At 72.2% G+C, this 21,273-nt stretch carries 16 protein-coding genes; 8 read left to right on the forward strand and 8 right to left on the reverse strand.

Going from position 1 to position 21,273, the window contains the following annotated elements; genetic code table 11:
- Positions 1–7 precede the first annotated feature (7 nt).
- Both solA and BIV24_RS02030 read left to right on the forward strand, forming a co-directional pair.
- Complete coding sequence (solA, locus tag BIV24_RS02025; RefSeq protein WP_071364365.1) at positions 8–1,162, forward strand: N-methyl-L-tryptophan oxidase; 1,155 nt, start codon at positions 8–10, stop codon at positions 1,160–1,162.
- A gap of 11 nt (positions 1,163–1,173) precedes the next feature.
- On the forward strand, positions 1,174–2,370 hold the full coding sequence (locus tag BIV24_RS02030; RefSeq protein ID WP_071364366.1) for an aromatic ring-hydroxylating oxygenase subunit alpha: 1,197 nt from the start codon (positions 1,174–1,176) through the stop codon (positions 2,368–2,370).
- Positions 2,371–2,469: 99 nt separating this feature from the next.
- Here BIV24_RS02030 and BIV24_RS02035 read toward each other — a convergent pair whose 3' ends face one another.
- The 5 genes from BIV24_RS02035 to BIV24_RS02055 form a co-directional block, all read right to left on the reverse strand.
- Entirely contained in the window at positions 2,470–7,107 is a 4,638-nt protein-coding gene (locus BIV24_RS02035; protein ID WP_071364367.1) for a coiled-coil domain-containing protein, read from the reverse strand.
- Between the two features lie 80 nt (positions 7,108–7,187).
- Complete coding sequence (locus BIV24_RS02040) at positions 7,188–8,066, reverse strand: hypothetical protein (RefSeq protein ID WP_071364368.1); 879 nt, start codon at positions 8,064–8,066, stop codon at positions 7,188–7,190.
- 37 nt (positions 8,067–8,103) lie between these two features.
- Positions 8,104–9,630, reverse strand: a complete 1,527-nt coding sequence (locus BIV24_RS02045) for a hypothetical protein (RefSeq protein WP_071364369.1) — start codon at positions 9,628–9,630, stop codon at positions 8,104–8,106.
- A gap of 396 nt (positions 9,631–10,026) precedes the next feature.
- A complete protein-coding gene (locus tag BIV24_RS02050; protein WP_071364370.1) occupies positions 10,027–11,445 on the reverse strand; it encodes a hypothetical protein in 1,419 nt (472 codons plus the stop codon).
- A gap of 287 nt (positions 11,446–11,732) precedes the next feature.
- Entirely contained in the window at positions 11,733–12,140 is a 408-nt protein-coding gene (locus BIV24_RS02055; protein WP_071364371.1) for an ankyrin repeat domain-containing protein, read from the reverse strand.
- 332 nt (positions 12,141–12,472) lie between these two features.
- Here BIV24_RS02055 and BIV24_RS02060 point away from each other — a divergent pair, with 332 nt between their 5' ends.
- Together BIV24_RS02060 and BIV24_RS02065 are read left to right on the forward strand one after the other, a co-directional pair.
- Positions 12,473–12,667 (forward strand): hypothetical protein, encoded by a 195-nt coding sequence (locus BIV24_RS02060; RefSeq protein WP_071364372.1) that lies wholly within the window; start codon positions 12,473–12,475, stop codon positions 12,665–12,667.
- A gap of 37 nt (positions 12,668–12,704) precedes the next feature.
- Complete coding sequence (locus BIV24_RS02065) at positions 12,705–14,318, forward strand: P-loop NTPase family protein (protein ID WP_071364373.1); 1,614 nt, start codon at positions 12,705–12,707, stop codon at positions 14,316–14,318.
- A gap of 40 nt (positions 14,319–14,358) precedes the next feature.
- On the opposite strand, the gene BIV24_RS02070 is transcribed toward BIV24_RS02065, so the two are convergent.
- A complete protein-coding gene (locus BIV24_RS02070) occupies positions 14,359–15,858 on the reverse strand; it encodes an SCO1417 family PLP biosynthesis transcription factor (RefSeq protein ID WP_071364374.1) in 1,500 nt (499 codons plus the stop codon).
- A gap of 64 nt (positions 15,859–15,922) precedes the next feature.
- On the opposite strand from BIV24_RS02070, the gene yczE reads away from it, so the two are divergent.
- From yczE to BIV24_RS02090, 4 genes are all read left to right on the forward strand, one after another.
- Complete coding sequence (yczE, locus tag BIV24_RS02075) at positions 15,923–16,624, forward strand: membrane protein YczE (protein ID WP_071364375.1); 702 nt, start codon at positions 15,923–15,925, stop codon at positions 16,622–16,624.
- The gene (locus BIV24_RS02080; RefSeq protein ID WP_071364376.1) at positions 16,621–17,388 is read left to right on the forward strand and encodes a glycerophosphodiester phosphodiesterase family protein; all 768 of its coding nucleotides are present in this window, start codon (positions 16,621–16,623) and stop codon (positions 17,386–17,388) included. The genes yczE and BIV24_RS02080 overlap by 4 nt, the downstream gene beginning before the upstream one ends.
- Positions 17,389–17,432: 44 nt before the next feature.
- Positions 17,433–18,779, forward strand: a complete 1,347-nt coding sequence (locus BIV24_RS02085) for an MFS transporter (RefSeq protein ID WP_071364527.1) — start codon at positions 17,433–17,435, stop codon at positions 18,777–18,779.
- A 255-nt stretch (positions 18,780–19,034) separates the two neighbouring features.
- A complete protein-coding gene (locus tag BIV24_RS02090) occupies positions 19,035–19,409 on the forward strand; it encodes an RNA polymerase-binding protein RbpA (protein WP_071364377.1) in 375 nt (124 codons plus the stop codon).
- Between the two features lie 120 nt (positions 19,410–19,529).
- Here the strand turns inward: BIV24_RS02090 and fxsA are convergent, their stop codons facing one another.
- Together fxsA and BIV24_RS02100 are read right to left on the reverse strand one after the other, a co-directional pair.
- Complete coding sequence (gene fxsA / locus BIV24_RS02095; protein ID WP_071364378.1) at positions 19,530–20,099, reverse strand: FxsA family membrane protein; 570 nt, start codon at positions 20,097–20,099, stop codon at positions 19,530–19,532.
- A 107-nt stretch (positions 20,100–20,206) separates the two neighbouring features.
- Entirely contained in the window at positions 20,207–21,001 is a 795-nt protein-coding gene (locus BIV24_RS02100) for a polyprenol monophosphomannose synthase (RefSeq protein WP_071364379.1), read from the reverse strand.
- Between the last annotated feature and the right edge of the window lie 272 nt (positions 21,002–21,273).

Below are 21,273 nucleotides of genomic sequence, written 5' to 3' on the forward strand. Positions count from 1 at the left end.
GCGCCCGATGTCCCCCTCGTACGACGTCATCGTCATCGGTCTCGGCGGCATGGGCAGCGCCGCCGCCCACCATCTGTCCGCACGTGGAGCCCGTGTGCTGGGCCTGGAGAGGTTCGGCCCGGTCCACAACCGCGGCTCCAGCCACGGCGGTTCGCGGATCACCCGGCAGTCGTACTTCGAGGACCCGGCGTACGTGCCGCTGCTGCTGCGCGCGTACGAGCTGTACGAGGACGTGGAGCGGGCCACCGGCCGTGAGATCGCCGCGCTGTGCGGCGGTGTGATGGTCGGCCCGCCCGCGTCCCGTACCGTCTCCGGCTCACTGCGTTCGGCCACAGAGTGGGACCTGCCCCACGAGATGCTGGACGCACGGGAGATCCGGCGCCGCTTCCCGACCCTCGCCCCCAAGGACGACGAGGTCGCGCTCTACGAGAAGAAGGCCGGCCTGGTCCGCCCCGAGAACATGGTGGCCGCCCACCTCCAGCTGGCCACCCGGCAGGGCGCTCGGCTGCACTTCGAGGAGCCGGTGCTCCGCTGGGAGCCGTACAGGTACGGCGTCCGCGTCCACACCTGCGAGAACACCTACACCGCCGGCCAGTTGGTGATCTGCCCGGGGGCCTGGGCACCGCGGCTGCTCACGGACCTCGGGGTGGCGTTCACCATCGAACGGCAGGTCATGTACTGGTTCCAGCCGAAGCACGGCACCCGGCCCTTCGCCTTGGAGAACCACCCCGTCTACATCTGGGAGGACGCGGAGGGGGTACAGGTCTACGGTTTCCCCGCGATCGACGGACCGGACCTCGGCGCCAAGGTCGCCTTCTTCCGCAAGGGCGCCGTCTGCACCCCGGACACCATCGACCGGACCGTGCACGAGGAGGAGATCCAGGCCATGGCGGACCACATGTCCCGTTGCGTCCCGGATCTGCCGGGCGCCTTCCTGAAGGCAGCCACCTGCATGTACTCCAACACGCCCGACGAGCACTTCGTCATCTCCCGCCACCCCGCGCACCCCGAGTCCGTGACCGTGGCCTGCGGATTCTCCGGGCATGGCTTCAAGTTCGCGCCCGTCGTCGGTGAGATCCTCGCCGACCTGGCCCTCACCGGCACCACCAGGCACCCCATCGGGCTGTTCGCCCCCTCCCGCCTCACCGCCGCGCCCGCCTGAGGAGCACGCCCGTGACGACGCCCCCCTTCTCCCCTCAGCAGATCCCCCCGAGCCTGATCGCCACCCTCCCCGGGCGCTCCTACACCGACCCCGCGGTCTTCCAGCGGGAACAGGAGCTGCTCCTCGAGGCGATGTGGTTCTGCGCGGTCCGCAGCGCGGACCTGGCCGAACCCGGTTCCTTCCGCACCGTCCAGGTCGGCCGCGAGAACGTCCTGATCACCCGCTCGCGCACCGGTGAACTACGTGCCTTCCTCAACGTCTGCCGCCACCGCGGAGCCCGGCTGTGCCTGGAGGAGACCGGCCGGGTCCGGCGCACCCTCCAATGCCCGTACCACGCCTGGACCTACGACCTCGACGGCACGCTCGTCGCCGCGCCGAACCTGGTGAAGATGCCGGACGTCGACCGCGTCGCCTACGGTCTGGTCAAGGTCGCGCTGCGGGAGTGGCTCGGCTACGCCTGGGTGTGCCTGGCCGACGAGCCGCCGTCCTTCGAGGACACCGTGGTGGGCGCGGCCGTCGAGCGCCTCGGTGATGCCGCCGCGCTCGAGCACTACGGAACCGAGAGGCTGGCACTCGGCAAGCGGATCGTCTACGACGTGAGGGCGAACTGGAAGCTGATCGTCGAGAACTTCATGGAGTGCTACCACTGCGCGACGATCCACCCCGAACTCGTCGATGTGCTCCCGGAGTTCGCGGGCGGGTACGCCGCCCAGTCCTTCGTGGGGCACGGCGCGGAGTTCGGCGAGGACATCCGGGGCTTCACGGTCGACGGCAGCGAGGGCTTCCCGAAGCTGCCGTACGTCTCAGGGGACCAGGACCGCCGCTACTACGCGATCACCGTGAAGCCGACGGTGTTCATCAATCTCGTCCCGGACCATGTGATTGTGCACCGCATGTTCCCGCTCGCCGAGGACCGCACGGTCGTCGAGTGCGACTGGCTGTACGCGCCGGAGGTCGTCGGGTCGGGGGCGGACCTGTCGAAGTCGGTGGAGCTGTTCCACCGGGTGAACATCCAGGACTTCGAGGCGTGCGAGCGGACACAGCCGGCGATGTCGTCCCGGGCGTACCGCGGGGGCGGCGTGCTGGTTCCCGCCGAGCACCACATCGGGATCTTCCACGAGTGGGTACTCGAGAAGCTGGGGGCCGGACCTGCCGGACCTGTTCTGCCCGGCGAGAAATGCACTGATCTCCTGACGGAGGATGCCTAGTGCCGCGGCAGGCAACGTTCGCCCCGTCGCGACGCCCGGCACTAGTAGTGCTTGCGCGGGGCAGCCGCGTGATGGGACAGCCCCGCGTCCTCGTGCCCCTTATGCACCCATCGCCGGTCGTTTGAACATCCGCGTCGCCGTGATCTCGCTGTGCACCGCCTCTCCGGCCTGGGGCTGCTGCGGCAGTCCCGGCCGCAGATGTTCCTCCACGCGGATGTACTTCAGTCCGGCCCGCAGGTCCGCGTCATTGCGCAGCCGGATGACCAGCGGGAACTCCGCGAGTGCGGTCGTGTCGAACAGGCCGGTGGTGTACAGGAGCTGGACGCCGAGCGCGTCCGAGACGGCCCGCTGGAGTTCCAGCAGATAGGTCGCGTTGGCGCGCCCGATGGGGTTGTCCAGGAACAGCGTGCCTGCGTGGCGGTGCTTGTCGCGGCCCCGGTCGTTGGAGCGCAGCGCGGCCATCGTGCAGTACAACGCGATCGCGGCGGTGAGCAGCTGACCGCCCGAGAACACGTCGCCCATCTGGCCGACCGGCACGCGCTCGGCGCGCAGCACCGCGTCCGGCTTGAGGATCTCCACGGCGACGCCCTTGGGCTGGAGCGCCGCGCCGGCCCCCCTCAGCAGGAGGGACATGCCGTCGCGCCTGAGGTCGGAGTTCTTCTTCACGGCCGCCCGGGTCGCCTCGTCGATGACCTCGCCGAGCCGTTCGGTGAGCGTGGCCTGGTCGGGTTCCTCGAAGCGGATGCGCAGGAACTCCTGCCCGGACCACTCGCCGAGCCCCTCGGGGAGGCGGGAGAGCCGCTGGGCCGAGCGCAGGGTGGCGAGGGCCGACTCGACCAGCCCCCGCAGCCGGTCCACGATCGAGTCCCGGTTGCGCTCCAGCTGCGCCAGCTCGTCGGTGAGGACCCGGAGCCGGGGTGCGAAGGCCTCCGCCCACCGCTGCGCGTGCTCCGGCAGCGCGGACGCCGGCAGTTCGCGGATCTGCTGCCGGGCGGGCGTACGGACCTGTTCGTAGCGCGTGGAGTTCGCGTGCCGTACGAGCACGTCGCTCGCCTCGCGCACGGCCGCCTCGGCGGCGGACAGATCGGCGGCGCAGCCGCGCAGCGACCGGCGGGCCTCGGCGGCGGAGTGCCGGGCCTCTTCGAGCGTGCCCGGGTACGGCTCCGGTTCCTCCTGCTCCTCGTCCGCGGTGTGCTCGCGCAGCAGATCACGGAGCATCGCGGCGATCTCGTCGAAGCCGCTCGCCGCGTCCTCGGCGGCCCGGTGGGCGTCGAGGAGTTCGGCGTGGGCCTCGCGGGCCTGGCCGAGCGCCTCGGTGCGGGCGGCCAGTTCACCAGTGGCCGTGCGCAGCAGCGCCTGGGCGTGCTCGGTGTCGTTCGGGACCAGTTCCTCGGGCAGTTCGGTGTGCGCCTCGCCGTTCTCGGGCGCGTGCCGCTCGGCCTCGCCCCGCAGCCGGCCGAGCTGCTCGCTCGCCGTGGACATACGGGTCTCCAGGAGCTGCACCAGTTCTTCGGCTCGCGCGGCGGCGGCCTGCCGGGAGGGGCCGTCGGAGCCGTCCGGGGACCTGAGGAGCTGCTCGGCGCGCGTGCGGACCTTGTTGCTGAGCCGGTTCAGCTCGGCGAGCGCTGCGGACTCGTCGCTCTCGGCCCGTGCCTGCTCGGCCCGCAGGTCGGCGCCGACCCCGACCTTCTCGTACACCTGGGAGGCTGCCCGGTAGGCCTCGCGGAGCGCGGGCAGGGACGCCGTCGGCGCGTCCGTTTCGTCCTCGGGTACGTCGTCCGGGGCGCCCGCGATCTCGGCGCGTTCGGCGCGCAGGGAGCGGGCCGTGCGGCGGGCGTCATCGGCGGCGCGCTGGGCGGCGCGCCGGTCCTCGTCGGCGGCGCGGGCGCGCTCCAGGCAGGACTGGGCACGAGCCTCCGCCTCGACCGCCTCGTCCGCGAGTTCACGCAACGTGACCTGCCATCCCGCGCGTTCACGCAGCCGGAAGGCGAGTCCGGCGAGCGCGTCGGCGGCGCGCCGGGCCTTCTGGGCGGCCTCCTGCCGCTCGTCGCGGATCTGCGCGGTCTCGGCGGCGGCTTCCTCGGCCTCGGTCCGGACGGTCCGTGCCTCGGCAAGTTCGGCCTCGGCCTCCTCGGCGAAGGCACGCGCCTCCCGGGCGGCCGCGGCGAGTTCGGTGAGCCGGCCGGCCGGGCAGCCCGCGCGCCAGGACGCCAGCCGGGCCGCCAGTCCGCGGTCCTTGCCCAGCCGGGCCGCGAGCGCGCGGATCTCCTCGTCCCGATCGGTGGCCCGCGCGCGCAGCGCCTGCCGTTCCTCGTCGGCGGCGTGCTCGTCGTGCATGGCCGGGTTCGGCGGTACCAGGAAGACACCGCCGTCGTCCTCGTCCCGGGCGGGGGTCGGCGCGAGCAGTGCGGCGGCCGTGCCGACGGCGACGGCGGAGCGCGGCAGCAACGCGGCATCGCCGAGTGCCTCGCGGGCCCGGGCGTGCGAGTCCGGGTCCGTGATGATCACGCCGTCGACCAGTTCGGGCCGGGCGGCCAGCACGCGCGCGTGGTCGGTGGGGTCGACGGCCTGCGCGAGATAGCGCCAGCCCGGCAGCGCCGGGATGCCGTGCTCACCGAGGAACTCGACGGTCGCCAGCACGTCCGGGCCCGGCGGCAGCAGCCCCCCGTCACCGAGGGCACCGAGGATGCGTGCGTCGTCGGCGGCCGCGGTCCGCAGCTCGAAGAGCTGCCGTTCGGCGGAGGAGACGGAGGTGTCGAGCAGTTCGCGCAGTTCGTCGGCGAATCCGTCCAGTTCCTCGGGGCCGAGCGGGCCTTCTCCCGCTGCGGGGGCGTCGGCGGCGCCCTGGTCCGCCGCACGGCGAGGTCCGGGGACGCGGGTGCGTGCGCCGGTGCCGGACAGGCCCAGCAGTTCCGTCAGCCGTTCCTCCGCCGCCAGCGCGCTCGCCGTGCGGCACTCCGCCTCGTACGCCCGCTCGGCGGCGGTGGCCGCGTCCGCCGCGCGGGCCGCCGTCAGTTCCGCACGCGACTGGGCGGACGCCGCCTCGCGCGCGTGCTCGGACGCCCGGCGGGAGATCTCGCGTGCGGAGTCCCAGGCCGCGACGGTCGTCTTCTCGGCGTCGCTCGCGGCGAGCGCGGCCCGCGCCGGGTCGGCGTCGGGCGCGCTGTCGTCCAGCCAGCCGGCCCGTACGGCTTCGGCGGTCTCCTGTTCGACCTCGCTGAGGCGCTGGCGCAGATGCCCGGCCTCGCTGCGGGCGCGCTGCGCCTGCGTGGCGGCGGCGGTCGAGTCCCCGTAGGCGCCGTCACCGACTTCCTGGAGCGCGGCGGAGCGCTCCTCCTCCTCGTTGGCGAGCGTCTCGGCGCTCTCGGCGGCCGTGTGCAGCGCCCGTACGAGATCGACGGCGGCCTTGGCGCGGGCGGCGAGCGCGGGCGCGGCGTCCCGTTCCGCCTCGCGGATCGCGGCCGCGACACGTGCGGAGCGGTCGGCGGCGGCGCGGTGCCGCAGCACGGCCTCCGCGGCCTGCCATGCGCTGTACAACTGGCGCGCGTCGGCCAGCTCGCGCTTCTGCGCGGCGGCGGCCTTCTCCGCCCCGGCGAGCGCCAACGAGGCGTGCCGGTAGGCAAGTTCGGCCGCGATCAGGGAACTGCGCGCCCGGGCGCCCTCGGCATGCGTGACGGCGTACGCGGCCGCGGTCACCCGCTGGGCCAGGTCGGCGGCCCGCACCCGCTCCTGCACCCCTCGTGCGGACAGCCGCCGGGCGAGTGTGCGCGTCCGCCGCTCGGCGCCCGCGTGGACGTCCCGGGCCCGCGACCGCGCCTCGGCAGCGTCGACGATGCGTCCGAGCAGATCCACCGAGCCGGCGGTGAAGTCGCGTTCGGCGATCAGCTCGGAACGCCGCCCCAGCTTGTTGCCGAACCCACTGACCAAGTCGGCGAGTCCGTCGGTGTCCCGGGTGTCGGTGACGGCACGCAGCAGCAGGTCGGTGAAGTCGGAGTCCTTCTTGACCGCGAAGAGGCCGGCGGCCTCACCCTCGTCGGCGTTCATCTCCCGCTGGTAGCGGAAGAGTTCGGGGTCGAGACCGAGGTCGGTCAGATGCTCGTTCCAGCGGTCGTGGATCTCCTCCCAGTGCACCTCCAGATGCGGGTATGCCTTGCCCGCCTCCGTGAGGGCGTCCCTGAAGCCCTTCATCGTGCGGCGCCGGCCCTGTGCCCCGGACGCGCCCTCGACAGGCGGCCGTACGGCGGTGGACTCGGCGACCGGGAGGTTGTCGAGGCTGAGCCCGGGGCCGGGCCGGAAGGAGTACCAGGCCTCGGCGAACTTCCGCGGGTCGTTGGAGACCTGGCGCCCGCGCCACTCGCTCGCCTTGCCGACCACGACGCACTCGCCGGTCAGCGTGTGCTGCCACTCCAGTGCCACGTGCCCGCAGTCGTCGGCGAGCAGGAACTTGCGCAGCACACCGGAGCTGGCGCCGCCGAGCGTGTTGCGGTGGCCCGGCAGCATCACCGAGAAGATCAGCTTGAGCAGGACGGACTTGCCGCCTCCGTTCTCCAGGAAGAGCACGCCGGCGGGCGCGGGGCGACGGGGCGGCCCGGGGGGACCCTCCTCGAAGAACTCCGCCTGGACGGGCGCGGGGTCGGGCACCGGATCACCCACACCCCGCAGGTCCAGCACGGTGTCGGCATAGCGCGCACCGGCCGGGCCGATGGAGTAGAGGCGGACCCGGGACAGCTCGTACATGGCGGCGGACTCTCGTCGTAAATCGTGCTAAGTCTTCGGAAACGTGCAGAAGTTCGGGAGCCTCGATGGCTCCGGGAACTTCAGGAGTGGAACGGCAGTCCGGCGTCGGCCACCAGTTCCAGGTCGTCGGTGTCCTCGGCGGGCAGCAGGGTCGCCGTACCGTCGGTGACCGGGACGACGCCCAGTTCGAGCAGCTCGGTCATGGCGGCGCCGGCCGCCATGTCGCGCACCTGGAGCTGGTAGCGGGCCGTCGTGCGGTACGTACCGCCGTTGTCGTCGCCCGTGCGCTGCAGAAACCCGGAGTCGGTGAGGAAGGCGACGGCCCTGCCGACGATGCCGGTGGTCGAACCCGCCAGCCTGCGCGCGTCCTTGGTGGCCCCGGTCGCGCTGCGTCTGGCCCAGATCCGCCAGGCCGCCTCCAGTCCCGGCGCGTCCGTCGCCGGGTCGGTGTTCTCGCCCTGCTCCTCGGCCCGCTCCTCCAGGCGGCGGCAGGCCTGGCGCACGAAGGCGTCCACGCCGTTGACCGTGACGCGCCCGATGTAGCCGTCGTCGGCGAGGTCCTCGGGGCGTGGGAAGGCCAGGGCGGCGACGGCGAGATGGGCCAGACCGTGCAGGAAGCGGTCCCCGGAGTCGGCCGACGTGCGACGCGCGTAGTCGCCCATGCGGACGGCGAACACGGAGTCCTCGGCCGCGGTCACGGCCATGCCGGCACGCGCAGACACCTCCAGGACGACCAGCCCGAGCCCGGTGGCGACGGCGTCGGCGAGCCGCGCGAACGGCGGGTCCTCGCGGTAGCGGCGCAGCAGTTCCGCGTACTCCTGGTCCCGCGCGGGCTGCAGCTTGGGCTGCAGCCCGAAGGCGACGAGCCGCGCCGCGTCGGCGGCGTCGGCAGGGGTGACGGCGGCACTGCTCACCGGCGCGGCGGCCTCCGGCTCGCTCCAGTCGACGTGCTCGGTCACGGTTGGGGCTCCTTGCTGCGCTGATACTCGTTCCTGCTCATGCCGCCTCCGTCCGGTCCGCGGCCATGGCCGCCGCGTCCAGCAGGGCCGTCCCGACGACGAGGTCTGCGCCCCCGAACTCGGAGTCGTCCAGCTCCGTGCCGTCGTCCACGGCGAACAGCAGCTTCTGCTCGCCCTGCCGGTACGCCGTACCGACCGGTGGGCTGGCCGCGTGCACGGCCAGCAGGGCCACCAGATACGGCAGATCCGGATCCTGTCGGCGGGCTTCGGCGAGCAGCCCGGACAGCCGTCTCGGCGCGTCCGCCGGCAGGTCGAGCAACCGTGTCGCGGCGGTCAGCTGTTCCTCGCTGAACCGGCTGTCGTCCGGCGTGGCGATCAGATCCGGTTCCGGCATCTCGGCCCCGAGGTGCTCGCGCTCCACGGGCGGCGTCAGCAACAGGTCCACAAGGTCCCCGACCCGAACGGACGCGGGCGTGCGCAGCCCGGTCCCGTGCGCGAAGAAGGCGTCCGTGACGCGAACCGCCTGCTCCAGCGGCAGCGGCAGTACCGGCGCGAGGAGATGTCCGTAGAGGTCGGCGCCCGACGTGGTCATCGGTGTCGCGAACGCCTGCCGGTCCTGCTCGGCGCGGAACAGCGGGCCCGCTTCCAGGAGCCGCGACTGCAGCTGTGTGTGCCTGCGGATGCAGTCCTTGACGATGTCGACGAGCTCGGCGGCGCGCCGCTTCTGCTCGGGGTCCTCCGACTCGTCGCGAGCCTTGCGGATGTTGGTGAGGATCGCGTTCTCGTGGCGGTAGCGGTCGGCGACGTGGTCGAGGGCCTCGGCGATCATGTCCGGCACCGCGTTCAGCCAGTCCACCGCCCGGACGTTGCGCCGGGTCGCATCCAGCGCCCTGCGCAGCGACTCGGAGTACTGCACCGTCCGGTAGCGCGCCTGCTCGGCGGCGAGCTGGGCGTCGGCGAGGCGGCCTCGGCTGATCAGCACCTCCAGCTTGACCTCCGCGGCGATCTGGGCGCTGGTGACGTCCGTGTCGAGGGCGCCGACGAGGACGTTGACCGCCTCGTCCGTCGTCCGGAGGTAGACGCTGCCGCCGAATCCCGGCACTTCTTCGATCAGCTTGAAGTCGTAGTCACGGCGGACATACCTGCCGTCGGAGGCGAACGTGCCGTACACGGCCCTGAAGCCGCGGTCGACGCTGCCGACGTTGATCAGGTTCTCCAGCACCCAGCGGGCCACCCGCTCGTGCTCGGCGGCCGGGCGCCCGGAAGCCTGGGCGGCGATGCGCGGGACGAGGCGGGCCACTATCTGCTCGTGGTCCGCGCCGGTGTCGAAGTCCATGTTCAGCGTGACGAGATCGATGGCGGCGAGGGCGATCTCCGCCATGCCGTACACCGAGTACTCACCCGCGAGGTTCGCCTTGCGCGCGTCCAGGTCGTGGATCGGCGCGGTGCAGGCGAGCGCGCGCAGCCGCCGCGCCAGCCCCTCGTCGGCGGCCGGACCCAAAGCGGGGCGCGGCCCCGCGCTGAGCTGGGGCGGAACACTGTCCGTCGGTGCAGGCGAAGTCACGGTGCACAGATTAGGTCCTCGGTCCGACAACGACCCAAACGGCGCAGACGCGCCCAGACATCCGAGGTGTCACACCACGCTCAACGGCTGGCCCGTACGGCCGTGTTCGACGCTCACGGTCGTAGTTCGGCGGGCCACCCTGCCCGGTCACGGCGGACGGCCGCCCTGCGCCCCGGGGAGCGCCGGTGCGTCTGACGGGCGGCGCCGCTCGGCTTCGGGCCGGTGCGGTCCGCAGCCACCTCGGCGCGCGGGCAAGGTGGCGGTGGAGCCGGTGCTCGGCAGCCGCTCCGCAGGCCAGCTCTTCGGGCTCGGCCCGCCGTCGTTCACGCCGTCCGAGCGTTGCTGCGCGGCCCGGCAGGTCAGCCCGTGTCCATCCCGGCTCCCGTCACCGAACGGTCATACGGCTGGTGTGTCGGGGCCGATCCGGGTGCGTACGGCCGTTTGGACCTCAGCCTCCTCGGCCGGGTCCGCGGCGAGTCGGCGCAGTCGCTCCACGACGCGCGCGTCACCGGTCTCGGCGTGCCGTGCGGCGATCTCGCGCGTGGACTCCTCGCAGTCCCAGAGGCATTCGACGGCGAATCCGACGGCGAAGGAGGGGTCGGTGGCGGCCAGGGCGCGGGCGGCGCGGCCACGGAGATGGGACGAGGCGGTCTCGCGGTAGACATGGCGCAGCACGGGGGCCGCGCAGGCGATGCCGAGCCGTCCGGCGCCGTCGACGAGGGTCCACAGGGTCGGCGCGTCGGGGCCCTCGCCCCGCACAGCCTCCCGCAGCGCCGCGAGCACCAGATCCCTGTCCTGTGCGCCGCCCCGGCAGGCGAGCACGCGCCCGGCGGCGGCCCCCAGGACGTCCGGCCGGTGGGCCCAGCGGCGCGCCCGGTTGACGACGGCGACGCTGCGCATGCGCTCGAAGGCATCCACGGCCGCGTCGACGACCAGCGCGGAAGCGGCGGACACCGCGTCCTCGATCAGGTCGAGCACGCCGGGATCGTTGCTGTCGGCGAGGTAGCGCAGGGCGGTACAGCGCGCCCCGTCGCCGCCCGACCGGGCGGCCTCGACGATCTCGGCCCGGTGCTCGGGGCCCGCGACGGCGGTGAGGCAGCGGGCGGCCGGCACGTGGAGTACCGCTCCGCGTTCGATGCCCTGCTGGGCCCAGTCGAAGACGGCCTGGACACTCCACCCGGGCTGGGGCCCCTGGGGCCTCAGCTGCCGCTGCCACCGATCGAAGCAGCCTGCTTCCTGGGCAGCACGCACGCGCGCGGCGATGGATGCCCGGGGGTCCTCGGCCCACAGCCGCCAGGGACGCGGTTCGAAGGCGTCCCGGACCGCGGCGGCAAGTTCGGCCTCGCCCTCGGCGTCGGCCGGGAAGCGCGCCAGGACGGGTGCGGCGAGGGCGCGCAGGCCCGCGTCGTCGTCGCGCAGCGCCAGTTCGTCCAGGGCCCAGGCCCAGTTGGTGCCCGAGGCCGCGTATCTGCGCAGCAGGTCCAGCGCGTCACGTCTGCCGTACGAGGCGAGATGCCCGAGGACCGCCAGGGCGAGCCCGGTGCGGCACTCGTCGGTGTCCAGGACGTCCTCGGCGCCGAAGAGGTGCGACTCGATCTCGTCCAGCTCACCGTGCAGATCGAGGAAGAGCCGGGCGTAGTAAAGGGAGCGGTTCTCCACCTGCCAGTCGTGGCGGGGATCACGCAGCACGCAGTGGTTGAGAGCAGCGAGCGCCTCGGCCCGCGGTGCGGTGAGCGCGTGCAACGTCCCGTCGCCGCGGCCCCTCTGGAGGAGGCCGAGCAGGGTACCGCTGGGCGCTATGACCGGTTCGAACATGGGAAACAGCCTCACATCAAGCGTCGACGCAACCGGGGACCACCCACTACCTGGCCGCGTGACAACACGTCGGGGCGCCCGCCGTCTCTTGCTTGCTGTAGACCATTTTCTTCTGCCTCTCGTCGGTGGCCCAAGCGGACCGCATCACGGTCCACGCGGTGCGGCAACACGTGCCCAGCCATCGCGTCCGTGAATCACGACGTCATGATGACCCGGCGTCTCTTCCCGCCGCGACCTTATTTCGGGCGGCCCCGCACTGACTCCCCCATTTTCCTTGTTCTCACTGGTCAGAGCGTTTCGGATCCATGTGCGTCGAACAGTTCGAGCAGCTCCTTCTTGCCGAACATCCGCGCGGTGTCGACGGCCGAGGGAGTGCCTGCCGCCGGGTCGGCGCCGCCGTCCAGCAGGGCCCGGACGACCTCCGTCTCGCCCTTGAAGACCGCACCGGCGAGCGGAGTCTGACCTCGGTCGTTCTCCCGGTCGACCTCGGCGCCGCGCTCCAGCAGGGCGCGGACGGCGTCGGCGTGACCGTGGTAGGCGGCGAGCATCACGAGGGAGTCGCCGCGGTCGTTGGTGAGGTTGGCCGGAACGCCCGCGTCGACGTAGGCCACGAGCGTCTGAGTCTCGCCTCGGCGCGCCAGTTCGAAGATCTTGGTCGCCAACTCGACGACCTCGGGGTCGGGGGCTTCACTCATCGCCGGACCGCCTCTCACTACGACTGCTGGGGACTGTGGGAGTACGGCAGCGAGCGGGGCGGCCGTACTCGGGCTCGCACGACGCCGAGCGGTGACGCCGTACGGGTGAATCGCCAGCGTACTGGCTTCCAGGGCACACGATCGGCCCCGCGCCCGGCAAGGACCACAGCGACACCCCGTGCCTGCGGCAACCCTGCCCGAGCTGCAGGGCAGCTCCACCACTCGGTGGAAATCAACGGAATTCCACTCAGTTGCACCTTTTGTCGTATGGATACATTCTGTGAGCCTGGAAGTACTCATGGTGACTTCACCCCATGAACCAGGAGAGCGTAATGATTCTGAACATGTCAGGCGTCGTACTGCTCGGCGTCATCGTCTTCCTCTTCTGCCGCAAGGACGGCCTCAAGGGCTCACACGCGACGGTCTGCGGACTCTTCGGGTTCTACCTCTCGAGCACCGCCATCGCCCCGAGCATCAAGGCCGGCGGCTCGAGCCTCGCGAACCTCATCGGCGGGATCAACTTCTGACCCCGCCCCCGCCCCCTCGCACTTCCTGGAGAACGACGTGGCCCGGCGCCCACTCCCCCGCATCCTGACGAACGGCAGCGCACACATCGCCCGCAGTCGGGAGTTGGCCCGGACGGCGGCCGACAGCGCCGGCGACGTCCTCCACCCGCTGATCACCATCACGCGTGGACTGCGCCTGCTGACCGGAGTCGGGCGCCGCAAGTGGGCGGACACACCGAAGGACCGGCGCGGGCCGCTCCTCTTCCTGGCCGCCACAGTGATCCTGGTCGTGGCCCTGATGCCGTACGGGCCGGTGCTCGCCGCCATCACCCTGATGGCGGCGGCCGGCTGGATGGGCCGCGAACGCCGGGCGCCGCAGCCGACGGGCCCGGACCCCTCGCAGACCAAGCGCCTGCGGTCGCTGTACGACGCGCTGGTGCCGTACCTGTCGGCGGCGGAGGACCCCGCGCCCCTGTACGCGCACGGCGGGGACTGGACCCGGGCGTTCCCCTCCTACGACTTCGACGAGACCGGGCGCGTCTGCCGCCTGCTCGTCCGTTACCCCGCCTACTTCACGGACGGCGAGGCCGACTCGCGGGCCCGGATCGAGCACCTCCTGCACGCCAAGGCGGGCCGGGGCCGCGAGTACCACTTCGCGTGGGACGAGGAGGGCAACGAGCTGGCCGTGACCGTGCTGCCGCCGCTTCCCACCGACATCACGGCACAGCGTTTCGTGACCGCGCCGGGAGAAGTGGTCCTGGGTTTCACCGACCCGACCGGAGTCCAGCGCACGCTCCCCCTCACCCGCGGCGAGGAGCAGTGCGACGAGCCTCCGGTGGTGTGGCGCAGGGGCACGCGTTCCACCGAGCCGCACCTGCTGATCGTCGGCGGACCCGGCAGCGGTACGACGACGCTGGTGCGCTCCATCGCCCTCCAGGCGCTGCAGCACGGCGACATCCTGATCGTCGAGGGCGGCGGCACCGGCGAGTACGCGTGCCTGACGGGCCGGGACGGTGTGCTGGCCGTGGAGTCCGGGCTCGCGGGGGCGATGGCGAGCCTGGAGTGGGCGACCCACGAAACGGAGCGGAGGCTGATCGCGGCGAACCGTGCCCGGCAGGCCGGGCATCCTCCGCCGGAGGACGTCAAGCGGCCGCTGTGGATCCTGCTGGACCGGCCGAGCGTGCTGGGGCACCTCGCCGCGGCCGAGGGGCACGGGGACCCCCAGGCGCTGCTCCAGGTACCCCTCCGGCACGGTCGCGCCGCGAACGTCACGGTCGTGGTCGCCGAGCAGTTCGACAGTCTGGACGGCCTGTCCGAGGCGGTCCGGCAGCACACCCGCGCCCGCGTGGTGCTCGGCCCGTCGGTCCCGGACGAGCTGGAGGCGGTCCTCGGCGCACGGCCCCACACCACGCCGGTCAAGGACGTTCCGCCCGGCCGGGGCTACGCCCGCCTGGGCTCCGGCCCGGTCCACCGTCTCCAGGTACCGGCCACCCCGGACCCGTACGACGACGCGACCAGTGAGAACCACCGGCAGGCGGTGCTGGAACTGCTGCCGCGACGGAGTGAGCCCGCAGAGGCAGCGGCGGTGCAGGGGGCGGCCGTGGAGGCCGTGCCGGTGGAGGCGCTCGCCGTGAAGGCCGTACCGGTGGAGGCGGTCGCCGCGGAGGGATGACAGGGCCGGCCTGTGACAAGCGCCGGTCGCGGACGGCCGGTCAGGCGACGAAGGTGCGCGGGGCGTCCGTGGGGCCCGACGCACCCGTCTTCACCAGACGCGCCGCGGCCGCCAGGCGCACCGCCGCCTCCTCGGCCACCGCCCCACCCACCGTGAACGGCAGCCGCACATACCCCTCGAAAGCCCCGTCCACGCCGAAGCGCGGCCCCGACGGCACCCGGACGCCGACCCGCTCGCCCGCCTCGGCAAGACGGGAGCCGGACAGACCGCCCGTGCGGACCCACAGCGTCAGACCGCCCTGCGGCACGGAGAACTCCCAGGACGGCAGCTCCCTGCGCACGGCGGCGACCAGGGCGTCCCGGTTCTCCCGGGCCTGCGCGCGCCGCAGCTCGACCGCCTGCTCCCAGCCCCCCGTGCTCAGCAGCCAGTTCACGGCCAGCTGCTCCAGCACCGGCGTGCCCAGGTCGGCGTACGCGCGGGCCGCGACCAGGCTGCGGATCACATCGGGAGCCGCTCGCACCCAACCGATGCGCATGCCCGCCCAGAACGCCTTGCTCGCCGAGCCGACCGTGATGACCGTGGAGCCGGCGGGGTCGAACCCGCATACCCGGCGCGGCATCTCCACACCGTCCTCCAGGTGCAGCTCGCTCATCGTCTCGTCGACGACCAGCACCGTCCCGGCCGAGCGGGCGGCCTCCACCAACCGCCGCCGCTGGTCCTCGTCGGCCAGCGCGCCGGTCGGGTTGTGGAAGTCCGCGACCACGTAGGCGAGCCGCGGAGCGGCTTCCCGCAGCACCTGGCGCCAGCGGTCCAGGTCCCAGCCGCCGAGCCCCTCGGACATGGCGACGGGGACCAGACGGGCCCCCGCCTCCCGCATCAGCTGGAGGATGTTGGCGTAGGAGGGCGACTCCACCGCGATGCGCTCGCCGCGCCCGGCGAAGAGGTGGCAGATCGCGTCCATCGCGCCCATGGCGCCGGTCGTCACCATGATCTGCTCAGGCATGGTCGGGATGCCGCGCGCCGTATAGCGGTCGGCGAGCATGGCGCGCAGCGCGGGCAGGCCCGCCGGGTAGTCGCCGTGCGTGTGCGCGTACGGCGACAGCTCCTCCAGTGCGCCCTGCACCGCGTGGGTGAGCCAGGGCTCCGGGGCGGGAAGCGCCGCACAGCCGAGGTCGATCATCGAGCCGAGCGCCTCCGGCGGCAGCGGCTCCAGGCCGCGCGCGGGCAGCGGGTTGCCGGCGGGTACCGCCGTCCAGCTGCCCGCGCCCCGTCGGGACTCCAGGAACCCCTCGGCACGCAGTGCCTCGTACGCGGCGGCGACCGTCGTACGGCTCACGGACAGCGCGAGCGCCAGCTCCCGCTCGGCGGGCAGCCGGGCCGCGACCGGCACACGGCCCTCCAGCACGAGCAACCGGATGCCGTCGGCGAGCGCCCGGTAGGCGGGCGGACGGCGGCTGCCGGGGCCCGCGGGACGGTCCTGCTGGGAGTTGAGCAGCCGAGCGAGCTGTGCCGCTCCCACCACCGAGGTCCACTGCGCCACGATTCCCAGTCCACCTTCCGCGAATTGGCCATGGATGGCTTCACTTATCAAGCCACAGAGTGACATGCATCGGTCCACGACCACCACAGGGGGGTACGTCTTGTCCGCTGACTCGTCCACGAGGAGCCGTCTCGGGCGGCGGTTGATCCAGTTGTACGCAGGACTCGCGCTGTACGGCGCGAGTTCCGCCCTGCTCGTGAGGGCGGGTCTCGGTCTGGAGCCCTGGAACGTCCTGCACCAGGGACTTGCGAAGCTCACCGGGCTCAGCATGGGCGTGGTGCTGACGATCGTGGGCGCTGCCGTCCTGCTGCTGTGGATCCCGCTGCGCCAGCGTCCCGGTCTCGGCACCGTGTCCAACGTCCTGGTGATCGGGTTCGCCATGGACGCCACCCTGTCCGTCCTGCCCGGCGCGCACGCTCTTGCCCTACGGGTGCCCCTCCTGCTCGCGGGTGTCGTACTCAACGGCGCCGCGACCGGCCTCTACATCGCCGCGGACTTCGGCCCCGGTCCGCGCGACGGCCTGATGACCGGACTGCACCGGCGCACGGGCCGGTCGATCCGGCTGATCCGCACCGGCGTGGAACTCACCGTCGTCGCGACCGGATTCGCCCTCGGCGGCACTGTGGGGATCGGCACCGTCCTGTACGCGCTGTCGATAGGCCCGCTCGCCCAGGTCTTCCTGCGCGTGTTCACCGTCCCCGCGGCACAGGATCGCAGCACGGTCGTTGCCACCGGGCAGCCGAAGGGGGCGATACTGCCCCGGTGACCACCCACATACGCCACCCCTATCTCGATCACCCCGGCCCGATCGCGTTCGCCCACCGGGGCGGGACGGCGGACGGCCTGGAGAACACCGCGGCCCAGTTCCGGCGCGCGGTGGCAACGGGTTACCGCTACATCGAGACGGACGTGCACGCCACCGCCGACGGGAAGCTGGTGGCGTTCCACGACGCGACGCTGGACCGGGTGACGGACGGGGCGGGCCGGATCGCCGACCTGCCCTGGGAGGACGTACGGCACGCGCGCGTGGCGGGCAGCGAACCGGTGCCCCTCTTCGAGGATCTACTGGAGGAGTTCCCCGAGGTCCGCTGGAACGTGGACGTCAAGGCGGAGCCCGCCCTGCGCCCCCTGCTCGATCTGATCGAGCGCACCGGTTCCTGGGGCCGCGTCTGCGTCGGCTCGTTCTCCGAGGCACGCGTGGCCCGTGCCCAGCGTCTGGCCGGGCCGCGCCTGGCGACGTCGTACGGCACCCGCGGTGTGCTGGGCCTGCGGCTGCTTTCCTGGGGCATACCGGCGGCGCTGCGCCGCTCGGCAGTCGCCGCCCAGGTCCCGGAGTCCCGGTCCGGTTTCCCCGTGGTCGACCACCGCTTCGTACGCACCGCCCACGCGCGCGGCCTGCAGGTCCATGTGTGGACGGTCAACGAACCCGATCGCATGCACCGGCTCCTGGATCTCGGAGTGGATGGCATCATGACCGATCGCATCGACACGCTGCGCAAGGTCCTTGAGGACCGGGGCACTTGGGCCTGAACGTCCCGCGCACGATCACGTTTCACGGGGAAGCGAGGGCACGGGTGGGCAACGACACCGCGGTGGCGGCGGTGGCCGACGAGGCCGGTGAGCGGCGGCGGGAACAAGGCGGCTGGTACTTCTACGACTGGGCGTGCTCCGTCTATTCGACGAGCGTGCTCACCGTGTTCCTCGGCCCCTATCTCACCGCCGTGGCCAAGTCGGCGGCGGACGCCGACGGTTATGTGCACCCGCTGGGCGTCGCGGTGCGCGCGGGTTCCTTCTTCGCGTACTGCGTCTCCGCCTCCGTCATCGTGGCGATCCTCGTGATGCCGCTCGCGGGCGCGGCAGCCGACCGCAGCGGCCGCAAGAAGCCCCTGCTCGCCCTCTGCGCGTACCTGGGCGCCGCGGCCACCACCGGCATGTTCTTCCTGGACGGCGACCGCTATCTGCTCGGTGGCTTCCTGCTGATCGTCGCGAACGCGTCGGTGGCCGTCTCGATGGTCATCTACAACTCCTACCTGCCGCAGATCGCCCCGCCCGAGGAACGCGACGCGGTCTCCTCACGCGGCTGGGCCTTCGGCTACGCGGCCGGCTCGCTGGTCCTGATCGCGAACCTGATCCTCTTCACGGCGCACGCCTCCTTCGGCATCTCCGAGTCGACGGCCGTCCGCATCTGCCTGGCCTCGGCGGGGGTGTGGTGGGGCGCCTTCACGCTCGTGCCGCTCAGACGGCTGCGCGACCGCCGTACGACCTCCACAGCCCCCGCGGTGCACGGCTGGCGACAATTGGCGGCCACGGTCCGGGACATGCGCGGCAAACCACTCACCCTCGCCTTCCTGCTGGCCTACCTCATCTACAACGACGGCATCCAGACGGTGATCTCGCAGGCATCGGTGTACGGCTCCGAGGAGCTGGGCCTGAGCCAGTCCACACTGATCACCGCCGTGCTCCTGGTGCAGGTGCTGGCGGTGGGCGGCGCCCTGGGCATGGGACGGCTCGCCCGGATGTACGGCGCCAAACGCACCATCCTCGGGTCGCTCGTCGCATGGACGGTGACGCTGGGCGCCGGCTACTTCCTGCCCTCGGGCGCGCCGGCAGGGTTCTTCGCGCTGGCGGCCGGCATCGGACTGGTCCTCGGCGGCAGCCAGGCCCTGTCCCGGTCCCTGTTCTCCCATCTGGTCCCGCCCGGCAAGGAGGCCGAGTACTTCTCGGCGTACGAGATGAGCGACCGCGGGATGAGCTGGCTGGGCCCGCTTCTGTTCGGCATCACCTACCAGCTGACCGAAAGCTATCGGGACGCGATCATCTCGCTGGTGGCCTTCTTCATCATCGGATTCGTGCTGCTCGCGCGGGTACCGGTGCGCCAGGCGGTGCGCGAGGCGGGCAACCCGGTCCCAGCGACGATTTAGCACCTGACCGAAAAGACCGGTAGTGTACGCGGTTGGCCTACCAGGCGTACCGTTACCGCGCGTCAACGGAGACGAAACGCTGGGTGACATCTGCTAGCAGATGTGACAAACCGGGCGCTGGTGGGTACAACAAGGGGCGGCTACGACGGCGACGCATGGCCCGGAACGGGAATCTTTACCGCCGACCGGACGTTGACCGGATGACGACGACAGCGACACCTGTCCTGTGGGCGACAAGCCCGGGAGGCACGATTCATGAGTGAGCGAGCTCTTCGCGGCACGCGCCTCGTGGTGACCAGCTACGAGACGGACCGCGGCATCGACCTGGCCCCGCGCCAGGCCGTGGAGTACGCATGCGAGAAGGGGCACCGCTTCGAGATGCCCTTCTCGGTCGAGGCGGAGATCCCGCCGGAGTGGGAGTGCAAGGTCTGCGGGGCCCCGGCACTCCTGGTAGACGGCGACGGCCCGGAAGAGAAGAAGGGCAAGCCCGCGCGTACGCATTGGGACATGCTGATGGAGCGGCGCACCCGCGAGGAACTCGAAGAGGTCCTCGAGGAGCGTCTGGCCGTTCTCCGCTCCGGCGCGATGAACATCGCGGTACATCCGCGGGACAGCCGCAAGTCCGCGTAGTCCCCTCCGGGGGTTGAGCGGGGTACAGCACGCCAAGCAGCGGGCGCCCTACGTCACCTCGACGTAGGGCGCCCGCTGCTTGGCGTGTTCGGTGCTCGGCGTTCAGGCTGCCCGGGCCGCTCAGCGGCTGAGCGGCGGGCGCGGGCCCCGCGGTGCCTCGTCCGACTCGTGCTCGTCGTCTCTGAGGACCTCGCCCTGGACGACCTTTCCGTCACCACGGTGGAATCGAACCCGCTGGAAGGCGTCGCCGAAGCTGCCGAGCGGCGCCCTGCGGAGCCTGCGGTCGATGGTGCGCTCCACGGAGCGGCTCGCCAGTTTCTGGACCGCCGGGATCAGGAGCAGCAGACCGAGCACGTCGGAGATCATGCCCGGCAGCATCAGGAGCAGGCCGCCGAGCATCATCAGCCCGTTACCGCCGCCCGTCGGCGCCGCACCGGTCTGCCGGGGGTGCAGCGTCTCGCCGAGGTTGCGGAAGGCACGGCGCCCGGCCCGCTTGATGACGGCGGCTCCGAGCACGAAACCGGCCACCAGCAGCAGGAACACCGTGAACCCGCCGGCCGCGTCCGCCACCAGCGTGAGCAGCCAGATCTCCAGCACCAGCCACGCGGCGACACCCAGCGGCAAGAAGGTGCGCAGCCGGGAACGCCGCGGCTGGGCGGGGCGGGAGGAAGTCGGTGCGCCAGTCGTCATGCCCCCAGTGTGCATCGATCCGGCTCAGCACGGGATAAGGGGGTGATCACCAGCCCTGTCGACCCCGCGCCGGCGGCCGCGGCAACCGGCTGCGGGCCGAGCGGCGCTCAGGAGGACCTGTCGCGGCCCGTGGCCTTGGCGACGCGTTCCCCCACGCCCCACGCCGTGACCCGCCACAGCGCCTCGACGAGGATGTCACGGCTCATCTTGGAGTCGCCCAGCTCCCGCTCGACGAAGGTGATGGGCACCTCGATCACGTGGTAGCCGGCCTTGACCGCACGGCGGGCCAGGTCGACCTGGAAGCAGTACCCCTGCGAGGCGACCTGGTCGAGGCCGAGACCCTCCAGGGTCTCGCGCCGGAAAGCGCGGTAGCCGCCGGTGATGTCGCGCAGCGACAGGCCGAGGGCGAGGCGTGAGTAGAGGCTGCCGCCACGGGAGATGAACTGCCGGGACTTGGGCCAGTTCACGGTCCGCCCGCCCGGCACCCAGCGGGAGCCGAGCACGAGGTCGGCGCTCTTGAGGGCGGTCAGCAGGCGCGGCAGTTCTTCGGGCTGATGGGAGCCGTCGGCGTCCATCTCGATCAGGACGCCGTAGTCGTGCTCCAGGCCCCAGCGGAAGCCGGCGATGTAGGCGGCGCCGAGCCCCTCCTTGCCCTTGCGGTGCAGGACATGGACCTGGTCGTCCGCGGCCGCCAGCTCATCGGCGAGCTTGCCCGTGCCGTCGGGGCTGTTGTCGTCGGCCACGAGGACGTGCGCCTCGGGCACGGCCGACCGCACCCGGCCGACGATCGCCTTGATGTTCTCCGCCTCGTTATAGGTCGGGATAATCACCAGGGCGGTGCCGAGCGGACCGAACTGCCTCTCCTGGGCTCCCGCCGCGCGGGTCCCGTCGCCGTCGTTCACTGCTGCCCCTTCATATCCGTACGCAGGGGACCACCATATGGCCTCCGGGCTACGCCGAAGTGGCAGCGCGCACCTAAGGGGGTGTCGATTCCACAAGAGTCGGGTAAGAACGTAGTTTTGCCCGTACCGCGTGGGATCGGGGCCCGGCGCCCTTCGGGCCGACCTGGGACCCGCTGGCTGCGGGTCGACCGAAGGCCGTTGTCTACTGAACGTCCGGGCCCCACCCGGGCCACACCCTGCCGACCGGCCGGAACGTTCCCGCGTCGTGGCGC

Source organism: Streptomyces colonosanans, assembly GCF_001866645.1.
Taxonomy (GTDB): Bacteria; Actinomycetota; Actinomycetes; order Streptomycetales; family Streptomycetaceae; genus Streptomyces; species Streptomyces colonosanans.